The sequence below is a fragment of the Ruegeria sp. BG8 genome, assembly GCF_056538325.1.
Genome location: NZ_JBQFSZ010000003.1, coordinates 267,593 through 282,866, shown reverse-complemented (window position 1 = coordinate 282,866; position 15,274 = coordinate 267,593). Strand labels below are relative to the sequence as shown.

At 57.9% G+C, this 15,274-nt stretch carries 13 protein-coding genes and 1 tRNA gene; 8 read left to right on the top strand and 6 right to left on the bottom strand.

Annotation, left to right across the window (positions count from 1 at the left end; all coding sequences use genetic code 11):
• Positions 1-164 precede the first annotated feature (164 nt).
• From ACR0DG_RS08905 to ACR0DG_RS08880, 6 genes are all read right to left on the bottom strand, one after another.
• The gene (locus ACR0DG_RS08905) at positions 165-1,157 is read right to left on the bottom strand and encodes an ABC transporter ATP-binding protein (RefSeq protein WP_480696356.1); all 993 of its coding nucleotides are present in this window, start codon (positions 1,155-1,157) and stop codon (positions 165-167) included.
• Entirely contained in the window at positions 1,154-2,188 is a 1,035-nt protein-coding gene (locus ACR0DG_RS08900) for a Gfo/Idh/MocA family protein (protein ID WP_480696354.1), read from the bottom strand. The genes ACR0DG_RS08905 and ACR0DG_RS08900 overlap by 4 nt, the downstream gene beginning before the upstream one ends.
• A complete protein-coding gene (locus tag ACR0DG_RS08895) occupies positions 2,185-3,024 on the bottom strand; it encodes a carbohydrate ABC transporter permease (protein ID WP_170753275.1) in 840 nt (279 codons plus the stop codon). The genes ACR0DG_RS08900 and ACR0DG_RS08895 overlap by 4 nt, the downstream gene beginning before the upstream one ends.
• A gap of 10 nt (positions 3,025-3,034) precedes the next feature.
• Positions 3,035-3,949 carry a carbohydrate ABC transporter permease gene (locus ACR0DG_RS08890; RefSeq protein WP_480650183.1) on the bottom strand — a complete coding sequence of 305 codons (915 nt, stop codon included), beginning with the start codon at positions 3,947-3,949 and terminating at the stop codon, positions 3,035-3,037.
• A 66-nt stretch (positions 3,950-4,015) separates the two neighbouring features.
• Positions 4,016-5,269 (bottom strand): ABC transporter substrate-binding protein, encoded by a 1,254-nt coding sequence (locus tag ACR0DG_RS08885; protein ID WP_480696351.1) that lies wholly within the window; start codon positions 5,267-5,269, stop codon positions 4,016-4,018.
• A gap of 26 nt (positions 5,270-5,295) precedes the next feature.
• A complete protein-coding gene (locus ACR0DG_RS08880; protein WP_480696349.1) occupies positions 5,296-6,183 on the bottom strand; it encodes an N-acetylmuramic acid 6-phosphate etherase in 888 nt (295 codons plus the stop codon).
• Between the two features lie 168 nt (positions 6,184-6,351).
• Between ACR0DG_RS08880 and ACR0DG_RS08875 the strand changes: the two genes are divergently transcribed.
• From ACR0DG_RS08875 to ACR0DG_RS08840, 8 genes are all read left to right on the top strand, one after another.
• A complete protein-coding gene (locus ACR0DG_RS08875) occupies positions 6,352-7,227 on the top strand; it encodes a glucosamine kinase nucleotide-binding domain-containing protein (protein WP_480696348.1) in 876 nt (291 codons plus the stop codon).
• Positions 7,214-7,963: a GntR family transcriptional regulator gene (locus ACR0DG_RS08870; protein ID WP_480696346.1), complete on the top strand. Its 750-nt coding sequence runs from the start codon at positions 7,214-7,216 to the stop codon at positions 7,961-7,963. Before ACR0DG_RS08875 ends, ACR0DG_RS08870 begins: the two co-directional genes overlap by 14 nt.
• Positions 7,964-7,982: 19 nt before the next feature.
• On the top strand, positions 7,983-9,011 hold the full coding sequence (locus ACR0DG_RS08865; RefSeq protein ID WP_480696344.1) for an SIS domain-containing protein: 1,029 nt from the start codon (positions 7,983-7,985) through the stop codon (positions 9,009-9,011).
• On the top strand, positions 9,008-10,147 hold the full coding sequence (gene nagA, locus ACR0DG_RS08860) for an N-acetylglucosamine-6-phosphate deacetylase (protein WP_480696342.1): 1,140 nt from the start codon (positions 9,008-9,010) through the stop codon (positions 10,145-10,147). Before ACR0DG_RS08865 ends, nagA begins: the two co-directional genes overlap by 4 nt.
• Before the next feature lie 115 nt (positions 10,148-10,262).
• Positions 10,263-10,337: transfer RNA gene (locus ACR0DG_RS08855), tRNA-Gly, on the top strand.
• Between the two features lie 127 nt (positions 10,338-10,464).
• On the top strand, positions 10,465-12,285 hold the full coding sequence (locus ACR0DG_RS08850) for an ABC transporter transmembrane domain-containing protein (protein ID WP_480696340.1): 1,821 nt from the start codon (positions 10,465-10,467) through the stop codon (positions 12,283-12,285).
• A gap of 163 nt (positions 12,286-12,448) precedes the next feature.
• Entirely contained in the window at positions 12,449-14,338 is a 1,890-nt protein-coding gene (locus tag ACR0DG_RS08845) for an acyl-CoA synthetase (RefSeq protein ID WP_480696338.1), read from the top strand.
• A 12-nt stretch (positions 14,339-14,350) separates the two neighbouring features.
• On the top strand, positions 14,351-15,274 hold the full coding sequence (locus ACR0DG_RS08840; RefSeq protein WP_480696336.1) for an alpha/beta hydrolase: 924 nt from the start codon (positions 14,351-14,353) through the stop codon (positions 15,272-15,274).

The following is a 15,274-nucleotide window of genomic DNA, read 5'->3' as shown; positions in this document are numbered from 1 at the left end:
GGGAGTCTTTGTGACAGGTATTTAACAGCGCCATTAAAGTCGCTGATTGTTCTTTGGAGAATAGATTAATTTTTGATGCACCAAATTGCGCTTAACCCTGCCTATGCAGGGCAGTCGGGGTCTTTGAGCCGGGTAAGCAGTCTGATCACATCGTTGTGAAGACGTTAACGCAGCCGCTGCCCATCAGCGTTGAACCTATACGCCTTTTCGGGCGCAAACCCAAGGCGCAGGTCCTGTCCTTCGGCTATCGCATGTTGCCCAAACAACCGCGCCGTCACCGAGTGATCCTGCACCGTTGCAATAACGTTGGTATCTCCGCCCAGCTTCTCGACATGGCTGACACGCGCGGCCAGGGGGCCGTCATCCGACAGAAACAGGTCTTCTGGTCGAATGCCAATTGTGTTCGCGCCCTGATCAAGAAGGCTTTCGGGTAAGAAGTTCATCGACGGCGCACCCAGAAACCCCGCAACAAACTGGTTGGTGGGGTTGTTATACAGCTCCATCGGGGTGCCGATCTGTTCCACCCGCCCATCGCGCAGAACGACGATCTTATCGGCCAGTGTCATCGCCTCGGTCTGGTCGTGGGTGACATAGATCATCGAGGCATCGAGCGCCCTGTGCAGGTTTGCGATCTCAAGCCGCGTGTTCATCCGCAGTGCCGCATCAAGGTTCGAAAGCGGCTCGTCAAACAGGAACAGCTTCGGTTCGCGCACGATGGCGCGCCCGATGGCGACACGCTGGCGCTGACCGCCGGACAGCTCGGACGGGTAGCGATCCAAATAGTCTTCAAGGTTCAGCATCCGGCTGGCCGTGGCGACGCGTTCTTCGATCACCGCTTTGGATTGCTTTTCCTGTTTCAGCGCCAGCGTCATGTTCCCGCGCACGTTCAGATGGGGGTAGAGCGCATAGCTTTGAAAAACCATCGCGATGCCACGTTTGGACGGCGGCACCAGATTGACGGTCTGACCGTCAATATTGATCTCGCCCGAGGACGCATCCTCTAACCCCGCGATAACGCGCAGCAGGGTGGATTTGCCACAGCCCGAGGGGCCGACGAAGACGACAAACTCACCTTCTTCCACCTCAAGCGTAATGTCTTTCAGGACATGCACCTCGCCAAAGGATTTATTCACATTGGTCAGGGTCAGAGCGGTCATGATGCGGATTCCTGCAGAGAAACGGGCTGGCCGGTGCGGATGCTTTCATCGGCGGCCAGACAAATGGCAAGGGATTGGACGGCGTCAGTCATGTGGCGCGTCAGGTCGATGTCCTCTGCGATGGCGCGCAGCATGTAGGCTTGCTCGGCGTCGCACAGTTCCTGATGGCCGGGCTCATCGGGCATCTCAACCGTACGGTCACCGCCCGGAGTGTGGATCAGTAGACCACCAACCTTGGTATGGCCGTCGATATCCGCCGACGCGCCCTTGTTGCCATCGGTGATCGAGACCGAGCCATTGGGCGAGACGATGTCTTTCACAAAAAACGCGGTTTCGGACATCATCGGGCCCCATCCGGCCTCATACCAGCCGACCGAGCCGTCCTCGAAAATGACCTGAAACTGGCCGTAATTGTACATGTCCTTGGCGATTTCGTCGGACAGGCGCAGGCCCATGCCATGCACGCGGACGGGCTGCGCATCGGTGATCTGGCACATGACGTCCACATAGTGCACGCCGCAATCTACGATCGGAGACGTGGTCTGCATCAGCGCCTTATGCGTCTCCCACTCCGCGCCCGAGGATTGCTGGTTCAGGTTCAGGCGGAACACGTATGGCCCGCCCAGATCGCGTGCCTCGGCGATCAGGCGCATCCACGAGGGGTGGTGGCGCAAGATATAGCCCACGACCAGCTTGCGGTTCAGGCGGGTGGCGGTTTCAACGACACGTCGCGCGTCAGCCACGTTGGTGGCCAGCGGTTTTTCGACAAACACATGCGCGCCAGCCTCCATGGCCGCGCAGGCGAAATCGGCGTGGCTGTCGGAATAGGTGGCGACGACCACCAGATCGGGTTTGGTTTCAGCCAGTGCGATCTGGAAATCCGAATAGGCGGGATATTGGCCCAGCTCGGGGTGATCCACACGACCGGACCGGTTCACCAGCCCCACAATCTGCGCGTCGGGGTGGTGGTGATGGGCCAGCGCGTGGCTGAGGCCCATATTACCAAGGCCAGCGATCAGAACTTTTGTCATTTGACAGCTCCGGATGTAATGCCGCGGATCAGCTGGCGTGAGAAGATGACATACAGCACCAGCACCGGCAGGATTGCCATCGACAGCGCCGACAGAACCGCGTTCCAGTCGGTGACGAATTGCCCGATAAAGACCTGACTGCCCAGCGTGAGCGTCTTGGTTTCCTCAGCCGGGGCGAGGATCAGCGGGAACCACAGATCATTCCATATCGGGATCATGTTGAACACCGCCACGGTTGCCATAGCGGGCCGGACCAGAGGCAGCACCAGCCGGAAAAAGATCGTGTATTCCGACAGCCCGTCGATGCGGCCCGCGTTTTTCAGATCGTCACTGACCTGCCGCATGAACTCAGACAGGATGAACACCGCCAGCGGCAGCCCTTGCGCGGTGTAGACCAGTATCAGCGCCCAAAGCGTGTTCACCAGCCCGGTGGCCACCATCATCTCAAGGATCGCCACTGTGCCGATGCGGATCGGGATCATGATCCCCAGCGCCAGATACAGCCCCATCAGCAGGTTGCCCTTGAACTGATATTCCGACAGCGCATAGGCCGCCATGGCCCCGAACAGCAGGATAAAGAACAGCGACGCCACCGTGACGATCATCGAATTCTGGAAATAAAGGAAGAAATCCCCCTGCTTCATCACCGTCTCATATCCGATCATAGAAAAACTGTCGGCATTCGGCAGCGCCAGCGGTTCGCGAAAGATCGCGCGGCGGGATTTGAAGCTGTTGATCAGGATCACAAAAACCGGGAACAGGGCGATCAGCGTGTAAAGGATCAGCGCCCCGTGCATTGCGGCGGTATTCAGCGGGTTATGGCGTGCTTTGTTCATCGCTGGACTCTCACATCTGATACCGACGCATCCGGGTCTGGATGCCGAAGAGGTAAATACAAACGCCCACAAGGATGATCGCGAACATGGCCCCCGCGATGGCCGAACCCATATGCGGATCACCCAGTTGCAGCTGGAAGCCAAAGAAGGTGCGATACATGAACGTCCCCAGGATATCGGTCGAGAAATCCGGCCCTGCCAGCGCGCCTTGGGCGGCATAGATCAGGTCGAATGCGTTGAAGTTGCCCACGAAGGTCAGGATCGAGATGATTCCGATTGAGGGCAGGATCAGCGGCAGCTTGATCTTCCAAAAGGCCGAGGCGCCGGTGATGCCGTCAATCTCTCCGGCCTCAAGAATTTCCTCGGGGATGGTCAGCAAGGCGGCATAGATCAGCATCATCGGGATGCCGACGAATTGCCAGACCGAAATCAGCGCCAGCGTGGTGAGCGCGTATTCCTCTTTGCCCAGCCACGGCGCGAACAGGGATTTCAGACCCACGGCGTCCAGCATCGACGGCGCGATGCCCCAGATGGGTGACAGGATCAGCTTCCATGCAAAACCAACGATCACAAAGCTGAGGATCGTTGGGATGAATATCGCTGACCGATACAGGGCCGAGAACCGAAGGCGCGGGTGGCTAAGCAGCGCCGCCAACGCGATCCCGATGGGGTTCTGCACCAGCATGTGGATCAGGAAGAACCAGAAATTGTTGCCCAAAGCGTTCCAGAACTGCTCAGACCAGATGGGGTCGAAAAACAGGGTTTGAAAGTTCTGCAAGCCCACGAACACACGGCTTTGGTCCACCTCGGAATAGAGCGCCAGCCGCAGCGTGTTGAACAGCGGGAAGATCATCACTGCCGTATAGACCAGCACAGCGGGGGCCAGAAACACGACGATATGCCAGCGGAAGCGGGGGCGGTTCATGGGTCAGCTTTCAAAGGGGTGTCGGGTGTACCCGGGCGGGCGTTTCCGCCCGGGTAGGTGGTCAATTTACTGGTGCGGAGCGTACCAGGAGGCCAGGCCCTCTTGCAGTTCAGCGCCCAGTTCCTCGGGCGATTTGGCGCCTTTGATGGCGGCAACAGATGCGCCCCAGGTCTCATTCTCAAGGTTCGGGGTGCCACGCGACAGAATCTGATAGGTCGAACGGATGGTCGATTCACACTCATCCCGCCAGCCGACGATTTCTTTGGCCAGCGGATCCTGCAGCTCGACCGGGGTGCTGGACAGCGGGAAGAAGCCGGGCAGGGCGTTGCCGAAGATTTCCGCAAACTCGGGGCTTGCGACCCAAGACAGGAACGTCTCAGCCGCTTCGGGGTTCTCGGTGGCGGCGTTCATGCCGATGCCAATATCAGTGTGGTCCGAGATGTAACAAGTGTCGCCCGCATTCTGGACTGGCGGCTTGAACGCACCCATCTCGAAGTCCGCCTGCGCGTTGAAGCCTGAGATTTCCCATGATCCGGCCGGATAAACGGCAGCGCGACCCAGTGTAAAGATATTCTGGCTGTCGGGATAAGTCTGTGCCTCGTACCCGTCGCCCATATATTCGCCCCAGCGGGCCAGCGTGGCGTAGGGTGCGGTCCATGCCTCATCGGTCAGCTTCTGCTCGCCCTTGATCAGGGCCTGACGACCTTCTTCACCTTTCCAGTAGTTCGGGCCGATGTTGTTGTAGCCCATTGTTGCGGCTTCCCACTGGTCGTTGGTGCCCATGGCCAATGGGATATAGGTGCCGTCTTCTTTGATCTTGTCGAGTGCAGCAAAGAACTCGGCTTCGGTAGTGGGTACTTCGATGCCCAACTCGTTGAACGCATCCTTGTTATAGATGAATCCGTGGATGACCGAGGCCATAGGAACGCAGAAGCTGACCGCGCCATCGTCGGTTTGCCAAGCTGATTTTGCGACGTCCGAGAAATTGCTCATGGCTTCTACGCCGGACAAATCGGTCAGGTGTCCGGCCTCATACAGTGCCAGAGATGCGTCGAAAGGACGGCATGTGATCAGATCTCCGGCAGAGCCTGCATCCAGCTTCGAGTTCAGGACAGCGTTGTATTCAGCCGGGGCGGATGGGGTGAACTGAACTTTGATGCCGGGGTTGGCGGCCTCGAATGCCGGAATGATCTTGTCCTGCCACAGGGTCAGGTCATCGTTGCGCCAGCTTTCGATGGTTAGTGTAACGTCCTCGGCATAGGCAGCTGAGGCCATCAGGGTCGTGCCCAGTAATGCCAGTTTCAGACTCTTGTTTGTCATTCTTGTTTCTCCCAGTTGGTTAGCAGTTATTTTTCTTGCGCCAAGGCGGCGTCCAGTCGTCCATCGGTTTCCCGCAGGCGCGCGGTGGCATTGGTGAGCGAAAGGCCCTGCGTCGCTATCAAAACTGCGGGTTTTACTTCGCCATTTGCTTCGTTCAGTGCGTTTCGCGCTGTGTGTTCATCCACGCCGGCAATGCGCGCAACGATCCCGGCGGCCCGAGCGCGCAGCTTGTCATTGTCGGCGCGCACGTTGACCATCATTCCACCGTGCACATGGCCCAACTCCAGCGCCATCAGCGTGGACAGCATGTTTAGCGCGATCTTTTGCGCCGTTCCTGAACCCATCCGGGTTGAACCCGAAATCAGCTCGGGCGGGGTAGGGAGCAGTATTGCAATGTCGGCCCCGCGCAACAACGGGCTGCCTTCGTTGTTGGCGATCGCGACCACTGTTGCACCGCGGGTCTTTGCGATCTCTAGCGCGGCCATCGTGTAAGGCGTTGAACCGCTGGCTGAGACTGCGATCACGGTGTCTTTGCTCGTCAACGAACCCAGGCTGTCTTGTAATCCGGCATCCGCGTCCTCCGCGTTGCCCGGCATCTCAACGCCGGTTGGCATGCCGCCCGCCATGTGAATGCGGATGTGTTGCGGGGATATGGAAAACGTGCCGCCCAGCTCAAGTGCATCTGCGGCCGCCATCAGCCCCGAGGACCCGGCGGCGACATAATGCAATACGCCGTCCGCCTGTAGGGTCTGAGCCATGGCCATTGCGCCCTGCGCAATTTTGTCGAGGGCTGTGTTCACCGCTTGCGCGGCGGCAATCTGGCCTGCGGCAAGCGCCTGCGCCGAGCGAACCATATCGCTTCGTTTCAGATGGCAGGCATCTTCATGCAGTTGTTCAGTCGACGGCAGCGTCAAGAGAATCCCCCATTAGTTCCCCTTACAATACCTATGTAATACCACTTGTCTACGGTTTTCTTTGATATCAATATTTTTGAGAGTTTTTTCAACTTTCTTAGCCAGATTGGGCGATATTGGTATGTTTTAGACTTCCCAGAAGTAAAAAGGTATTATAATGGTATTGTCATGACTGAGTCTCGAGACAGTGCCATTTTAGCCGTGGATGGTGGGGGAACGCGATGCCGGGTGGCCTGCGAGGTCGGCGGTATTTTGTATTCCGCAGAGACTGGCGCGGCCAATGTCTCAACCGACTTTGAGGGTGGTGTGCGTCACATAAGGGCCGGTATAGCCAAGGTGGCGGAAACGCTGAACAAGACTGTCGAAGAACTGGTTCAATATCCCGCCTTTGTCGGTTTGGCGGGTTTGACAGATGAGACCTTGGCATCGCGTCTGCGTTCAGCTTTGGGGCTTGCTAAGGCGCGGATTGAGGATGACCGGCCTGCCGCATTGCGCGGTGCCCTCGGTGATAGCGATGGCATTGTTGCGCATTGCGGTACTGGGTCCTTTTTGGCGATGCAGGTTAACGGTGTGATGCGCTTTGCCGGTGGATGGGGGCCCGTTTTGGGTGACGAGGCCTCAGCCCAGTGGGTTGGGCGTCTGGCGATGGCTGAAACTTTGAATGCTGCCGACAAAATTCACGCGCATACAAAGCTGACGCGGGACATTCTGGAACGTTTCGGGGGGACGGCTGGCATTGTCGACTTTGCGGGCAAAGCAACCCCTAATCAGTTTGGTACCATCGCCCCCGACGTCACCGCGGCTGCAGATGCAGGGGATGTGGTTGCGATCAAAATTCTGCGCGCGGGCGCGGATCACATTGCCGAAATGTCAAAGCTATTGGGTTGGCGGGTTGGTCAGTCCTTATGCCTGACAGGCGGGATTGCTCCTTGCTATGCCTCGTACCTGCCAGCGGAAATGCAATCCTCCGTACACCCCCCGCTGGGTGAACCAATGAGCGGAGCGTTGGCCTTGGCGAAGGAGGTTCGTGATGAGCATCGCTGATTTCCTGCGCGCAGACCTCTGGCTTTCGCCCGAAAATGGGCCTCGATACGTACAACTGCGCCGCAGGTTGCAAGAAGGTATTGATACGGGCGTGCTGGCGCCAAACTCCTCTCTGCCGTCCGAACGTGAACTGGTTGAGATTACGGACCTGTCCCGTGTCACCGTGCGTAAAGCGATTCAGGAACTGGTGCAGGAAGGGGTCATTGAGCAACGACAGGGTTCCGGCTCTTTTATCCGCGAGCGGATACCGCGTGTTGAGCAATCTCTGACGCATCTGACCTCTTTTACAGAGGACATGTCGACCCGTGGAATGCAGACCACGTCAAAATGGCTGGAGCGGGGCGTCTTTGCCCCGACAGAGCAGGAGGTTTCCTCGCTGAACCTTGGCGAGGGGGAGCAGATCGCTCGAATCTATCGCTTGCGCGAGGCCAATGGTCGTCCGTTGGCCTTAGAAAAGGCGGCGTTGCCGCTGGATATTCTACCCAACCCGATCGAAGTGACGACCTCTTTGTACGAGGTTTTGGATGCGTTGGGTCACCGCCCGGTTAGAGCGGTTCAAAAGATATCAGCCCTTAACCTCGCGGCACGCGAAGCGCAGCTTTTGGGGGTGCCCGAAGGTGCTGCAGGGCTGAATATCGAACGTATTTCATTTCTCAAAACCGGGCGGGTCGCTGAATTGACGCGCTCTCTCTATCGCGGTGACGCCTATGACTTTGTCGCCGAACTGCGCCTGTAATCGGAAGGATCCGAACCCGATGCCCGAACACTCATCCAAGATGCGTCAGGAAATTTTGGAAATACCTGACGCGGTCGAAAGGCTGCTGAGCGAAGGCACTGCCAATGTTCAGCATGCGGCAGGGCTGGTTCGGGATGCCGATCCGCGGTTCCTTATCTCGGTGGCGCGGGGATCTTCGGACCATGCGTGCACTTATCTGAAATACGCAAGTGAGCTTTTGCTAGGGTTGCCGGTGGCATCTGTCGGGCCTTCGGTCAGCTCAATTTACGGTGCGGAATTGAATGCCAAGGGCGCTGTTTGTGTCTCAGTCTCTCAGTCCGGGCAAAGCCCGGATATCGTCGGATTGACACGATCCCTGCGAGCCTCGGGCGCAATTACTTTGGCAATCACCAACAACGGAAACTCACGGTTGGCCGATGTTGCCAATGCGGTGCTGCCTTTGCATGCGGGGCCGGAGCTTAGCGTTGCAGCAACCAAAACCTTTGTGACCTCTTTGGTGGCGGGGCTTTGGCTATTGGCCGAGGTCAAGGGGGACGCCGATTTGATCAACGCGATCCAAGCGCTGCCGGGGCAATTGGAACAGGCCGCCTTATGCGATTGGTCCTCCGCCGCATCTGCCATTACCGGACGGTCGCTATTCACATTGGGGCGCGGGCCGTCCTTTGCGATATCGGGTGAGGCTGCTTTGAAAATTAAGGAAACCTGCCAAATTCACGCGGAAAGCTATTCCGCGGCCGAGGTTCTGCACGGGCCGGTTTCCATCGTCGACGAAGGCTTTCCAACGATTGTTTTCGCAGCAGCAGACGCGGCCGAGCACTCAACCGCGCAGTCTGCCGACGCCTTGGCGGATAAAGGCGCCTTGGTCTTCGCGACAACAGACAAAGTCGCACGCGCCGAGCCCCTGCCGGTGGTTCGGACAGGGCATTGGATCACCGACCCCATCATAACGATCACATCGTTTTACAGTATGGTCGAGTCCGTTGCCGGCCTGCGGGGAATTGATCCCGACACGCCACGCCACCTCAAGAAAGTGACCGAGACGGTATGACAACGCTGAATCTGACCTTTCGAAACGGCCCAATCTTTGATGGCACACGGTTGATCCATGATCATGCGCTGGTCTTTACAGACGGGCAGGTGGGGCAGATCTTGCCGGAATCAGAGGCCCCTTCGACGGGCGATATCGTTGATCTTCAGGGGGATATCCTAAGCCCTGCTTTTGTAGATTTGCAGGTTAACGGCGGCGACGGGGTGATGTTCAATGATGATCCGTCCGTCGAAACCATTGGGCGAATAGTGGGGGCGCATCGTCGATTGGGCGTCGGGGCCTTGCTGCCAACGCTTATTACGGACACTGCCGAAAAAACGACTGCCGCTATTGCAGCGGCCATTCAAGCGGTGCGTGAGGGTGTTCAGGGTGTCGCGGGGCTTCATCTTGAGGGGCCGCACCTGTCTGTTGCACGTAAAGGGGCGCATGACGCAAACCTGATCCGCCCAATGACCGACGCGGACCTTTCGATATTGGTCAAAGCCGCCCAGCAACTGCCATGCCTGAAGGTTACGATCGCGCCGGAATCTGTGTCCGAGGCGCAGGTCAAGCAATTGTCCGATGCGGGTGTATTGATTTCGCTGGGCCATACAGACGCCGATTTTGCAACATGCCAACGCTATGCAGCTGCTGGCGCACGGTGCGCGACGCATTTGTTCAACGCCATGAGCCAATTGGGCAATCGAGAACCTGGCCTGGTTGGTGCGACCCTTGCAAACGGTGGGCTATCTGCTGGCTTGATAGCCGACGGTATCCATGTGCATCCTGCAACCATGCAAGCCGCCTTGGCGGCCAAGTCAGGGCCGTCGAAGATTTTTCTTGTTAGTGATGCAATGGCCGTGGCTGGCACAGACCTGACCGAATTCGAACTGGAGGGCCGACGGATTACGCGCACTGACGGCCGGTTAACGCTGGAAGATGGTACGCTGGCGGGCGCCGATCTTGACCTGACCACGGCTATTGGTGTTCTGACACAACAGGTCGGTGTTTCACTGCAGGATGCTTTGACTGCCGCAACAACCTATCCTGCAGGACTCATTGGTTATTCAAAGCCAGCGGCCCTAAAAATCGACAATGTCATCCGCATTTCTGCAGCCTTCGACGGCTGCACTTGGCTGACCAATTCCGCGCAATAGAGATCACCTTTCTGGCGCACGAGACACCAGAGAGAAAATTCGCGAGGAAATTGAAAGCCCGCACCGAACGGCGCTTGACGGCGTCTGGTGCATCGCTTAAACCGACCTCCGCTGAGCGGGCGTCGTATACTGGCTATTACCTCAGCCTTCCAAGCTGATGAAGCGGGTTCGATTCCCGCCGCCCGCTCCAAGTCAGCCCGAGAATATGCGTCAAAAGGCCCATCAGGGGCGTTTGATTTCGCAGTCTCGCTTGACCCTGCCTGTCGCTAGCTGCAAGAAGCTGTGACTTAGGTATTCAGACGATGCAAAGGCCATCCATGGCAGACACCGCCCCAGCCCGTCCAACAGGAAAGCCCGCGCCCGGTGCCACCGAGGAACGCGCAAGGTCGCGGAAGATTGGTGTTCTGTCGTCACTTTGGCCGTTCATGAAACCCTATCGTCTGCTGATGATAGGGGCGACGTTAGCCCTGATCCTGACCGCCAGCATGACATTGACTTTGCCGCTGGCGGTGCGTCGCGTTGTTGATAATTTTCGGATCGAAGACGGTGAGTTGCTGGATTGGTACTTTTTGGCAGCGCTGGGCATTGCTGCGGTTTTGGCCGTGGGGACCGGCATCCGATATGCGCTTGTGACTCGTTTGGGCGAACGGGTTGTCGCTGACATTCGCAAAGCCGTGTTCGACCGTGTTATCGGTATGAGCCCGGAATTCTATGAACGTATCATGACCGGTGAAGTCCTTAGCCGGATCACCACGGATACGACTCTGATCCAGTCGGTTCTGGGCTCGTCGGTTTCTATCGCGCTGCGAAACATGTTGATGTTCCTGGGCGGTCTGGTCCTGATGTTGCTAACCTCGGCCAAGTTGACGGCAATGGTCCTGTTGCTGATCCCGTTGGTCGTTGTCCCCATTCTGGTGCTTGGGCGGCGTCTGCGCGCAATCAGCCGCGAGAATCAGGATTGGATCGCTGCGTCCTCCGGTAACGCGGGTGAGGCGCTGGGCGCCGTGCAAACCGTTCAGGCGTTTACGCATGAACAGGCCAGCCGTCACCAATTCGGCGAGATGACCGAAACATCTTACGTTGTCTCGTTGCGCCGGATTCAGACGCGGGCAGTTCTGACAGTCATCGTAATTTTTCTGGTGTTCTCGGGGATCGTTGGTGTGCTTTGGATGGGCGCCAATGACGTCCGAAACGGGGTAATGACCGAAGGCGTCCTGATCCAGTTTGTTATTTACTCGATCATCATGGCAGGTTCGGTCGCGGCCCTTTCTGAAATCTGGAGCGAGCTTCAACGCGCGGCAGGCGCAACGGAACGCCTGGTCGAGCTGCTGAACGCGGAAGATACGGTCAACGATCCCACCGCGGCAAAGGCGCTGCCTGCGCCTGTGCGCGGTGAAATCCGGTTTGACGAGGTCACGTTTCACTACCCGTCGCGTCCGGATATTGTGGCGTTGGATCAGCTGTCATTGACAGTCAGCCCGGGGGAAACGGTTGCTTTTGTCGGGCCATCGGGGGCTGGGAAAACGACCGTCATTCAAATGATCCAGCGGTTCTATGATCCTGATGCGGGGCACGTCAGTCTGGATGGCATTGATCTGCGCGACCTTGACCGCGCCACGTTCCGCCAGCACATGGCTCTGGTCCCGCAGGACCCGACAATTTTTGCAGCTTCTGCGCGGGAAAACATCCGTTTTGGCCGACTGGACGCGACAGACGCCGAAGTCGAAGCCGCCGCCCGGGCTGCCGCTGCGCATGATTTCATCTCCGCGCTGCCGGATGGGTATGACAGCTTTGTGGGGGAACGTGGGGTCATGCTGTCGGGTGGCCAAAAGCAACGCATTGCCATTGCGCGCGCCATCTTGCGCGACGCGCCGGTTTTGTTGCTGGACGAGGCCACCTCGGCCCTGGATGCAGAAAGCGAGAGGGCAGTGCAGGGTGCCGTAGACCAGATGCGTGCTGGCCGCACGACCCTGATTGTTGCGCACCGATTGGCCACGGTGAAAAAGGCGGACCGGATCGTTGTTATGGATGCCGGACGGATTGTAGCGCAGGGCACCCATGACGATCTTGTATCGCAAGACGGGTTGTATGCCCGTCTGGCGCGTCTGCAGTTCACCGACGGTGTTGCCGCCGAATAGCTTGACGTATGGGCAAGTGATTTCGCGCCGCTGCGTAATCCTACAAAATTGCTGCATTCTTGGCTAAGCCGTCGCTTGCACATGCGCGGTTTTGCTTTCATCCTGCATTGGAGGGACAAAAATAACCCGTGCATGACACGGGAGCCGATCAGGGAGGAGCCACATGGCGTTTGTGGGATTGGAAGACAAGGCGAGAATGGAGCAGGAGATGTCGTGGGAAGACCGGGATGTCCCGGTCACGTTCCACCAGTTGCTGTCGCGTACAGCAGGCAAATTTCCAAACAGTAATGCGATCAGCTTTCAGATTTTTTCAGGTCCGACGGACAAGGCCGAAACGCTGACCTGGTCCCAGCTTTTGGGCAAGGTAAATCAGGCCGCGAACCTGTTTCGGTCCTTGGGTGTGGGGGAAAAGGATGTGGTCGCCTATATCCTGCCCAACTGCAATGAGACGCTGATCACAATGATGGGCGGCGCGGTGGCCGGTATCGTCAACCCGATCAACCCGCTGCTGGAGCCAGAGCAGATCTCGGCCATCCTGCGTGAAACCGGCGCACAGGTTGTGGTGACGCTGAAATCCTTCCCGAAAACGGATGTCGCGCAAAAGGTCGAAGAAGCGGTTCGCCACGCACCCAAGGTCAACACGATCCTTGAAATTGACCTTAACAGCTACCTCACACCGCCGAAGTCGTGGCTTGTACCTTTGCTGCGCCCCAAGATGGGCAACAAAGAGCATTTGGCGCATGCGGACTATAAGAACTTCAACGTAGAACTGGCAAAGCAGCCCACTACGCTGACGTTCGAGGACTCAAAGGAAGACCGCGTTGCGTGCTATTTCCATACGGGTGGTACGACAGGGATGCCCAAAGTGGCACAGCACAAGTATTCGGGGCTGATATACAACGGCTGGCTGGGTGACACTCTGCTGTTCTCGGAAGAGGATGTCGTGATGTGCCCGCTGCCGATGTTCCATGTGTTCGCGGTGCATGTGATCATGATGGCTGCGGTGTCTTCGGGGGCGCATGTGGTGTTCCCCACTCCGCAGGGCTATCGCGGTGACGGTGTGTTCGACAATTTCTGGAAGCTGATCGAACGGTGGAAAGTCACCTTTATCATCACCGTTCCCACGGCCATTGCCGCCAAAATGCAGCGCCCGGTGGATGCAGATATCTCAAGCGTGAAAACGGCCTTTTCAGGTTCGGCCCCGTTGCCGGTTGAGTTGTTCCGCCGGTTTGAAGAAGCAACCGGCGTGACCATCGTCGAGGGGTACGGGCTGACCGAGGCCACCTGCCTTGTGTCTTGCAACCCCGTGGACGGCGAAAAGAAGATCGGCTCGATCGGAATTCCTTTTCCGTATACGGATGTGAAAATCCTGCAGGCCGGGCCTGATGGCCCCACAGAATGCGCGACCGATGAGATCGGCGAGATTTGTATCTCGAACCCCGGTGTTTATGCAGGCAATACTTATACCGAGGCCGACAAGAACGTGGACCTCTATCACTACGACAAATACCTGCGCACGGGCGACTTGGGGCGGTTTGATGAGGACGGGTATCTGTGGATCACTGGTCGCGCCAAGGACCTGATTATCCGTGGCGGTCACAACATCGATCCCGCCGAAATCGAAGAAGCGTTGCTGGGCCATGATGCCGTCGCTTTCGCCGGGGCAATCGGGCAACCCGACGCCTATTCAGGCGAGGTACCTTGTGCCTTTGTTGAGCTGGTCGACGGCGCGTCAGTGACCGAGAAGGAGCTGATGGAATATTGCGACGTGCATGTGCACGAGCGCGCGGCGCAGCCCAAACACATGACGATTCTGGACGAACTGCCCAAGACTGCGGTTGGCAAGGTCTTTAAGCCGGAACTGCGCAAACAGGCTATTACGCGCGTTTACAATGGCGCTCTGGAAAAGGCTGGCGTGGATGCGCGCGTTGTCTCGGTCATGGATGACAAAAAGCGCGGTCTCGTCGCACAGCTTGACGCGAACGGCGCATCCGAGGACGATGTTGCCAAAGTGCTGGGATCATTCACCCGGCCGTGGGAGTGGGCTGCCTGACCTGGAGGGAACATGGATTATGAGCGTCTGATTGATGAAGAAACCTGGGCGTTCATAAGACGTACGGCGGAAAGCTATCCCGATGACGCGGTCGAGATGTCGATCGAGGATCAGCGTCGTGTTTACGATGCGATGTGTGACGATTTTCGCCAACCACGCCCCGAAGGCGTTGAAACAGAAGACAGGCAGGCCGACGGCGTGCCTGTCCGCATTTACAACGCCGGCGTGCCGACCCGAACCGTTGTCTATTTCCACGGAGGCGGCTTTGTCGTTGGTGGTCTCGAAAGCCACGATGACGTGTGTGCCGAGATCTGCGCGCAAACCGGGTATCGGGTTGTTGCTGTCGATTACCGTTTGTGTCCTGAACACGTCTTTCCGGTCCAGTTTCAAGACGCTTGGGCGGCCACCAACTGGATCGCGGCTGAGTTTGGGGATCCGCTCGTCCTGGCTGGAGACAGTGCAGGGGGCAACTTGGCGGCGGCCGTTTCGCACTATGCACGTGGTCGCCTGACGCAGATTCTTGGGCAAGTGCTTGTTTACCCGGGCTTGGGCGGTGACCGGACCCAAGGTTCGTATGTCGAGCACGCCCATGCGCCGCTGCTGACGTTGGAAGACATCGTGTTCTATGAACAAGTTCGGTGCGGAGGTTCTGCACCTGAGCGTGATCCAACATATGCCCCGCTGGATGATACAGATTTCGCAGACCTGCCGCCCACCGCAGTAGTTACGGCGGATTGCGATCCTCTGCGGGATGACGGGCCGGTTTATTGCGCTCGGATCACCGAGGCGGGGGGCAAGGCGTATTGCATCAACGAACAGGGGTTGGTGCACGGCTACCTGCGGGCGCGAAGCTCGGTCAAACGCGCCGCAGACAGTTTTGAGCGCATCGTTGTGGCGATCGAAGCACTAGGCCAGCAAATCTGGCCGTACGACTAA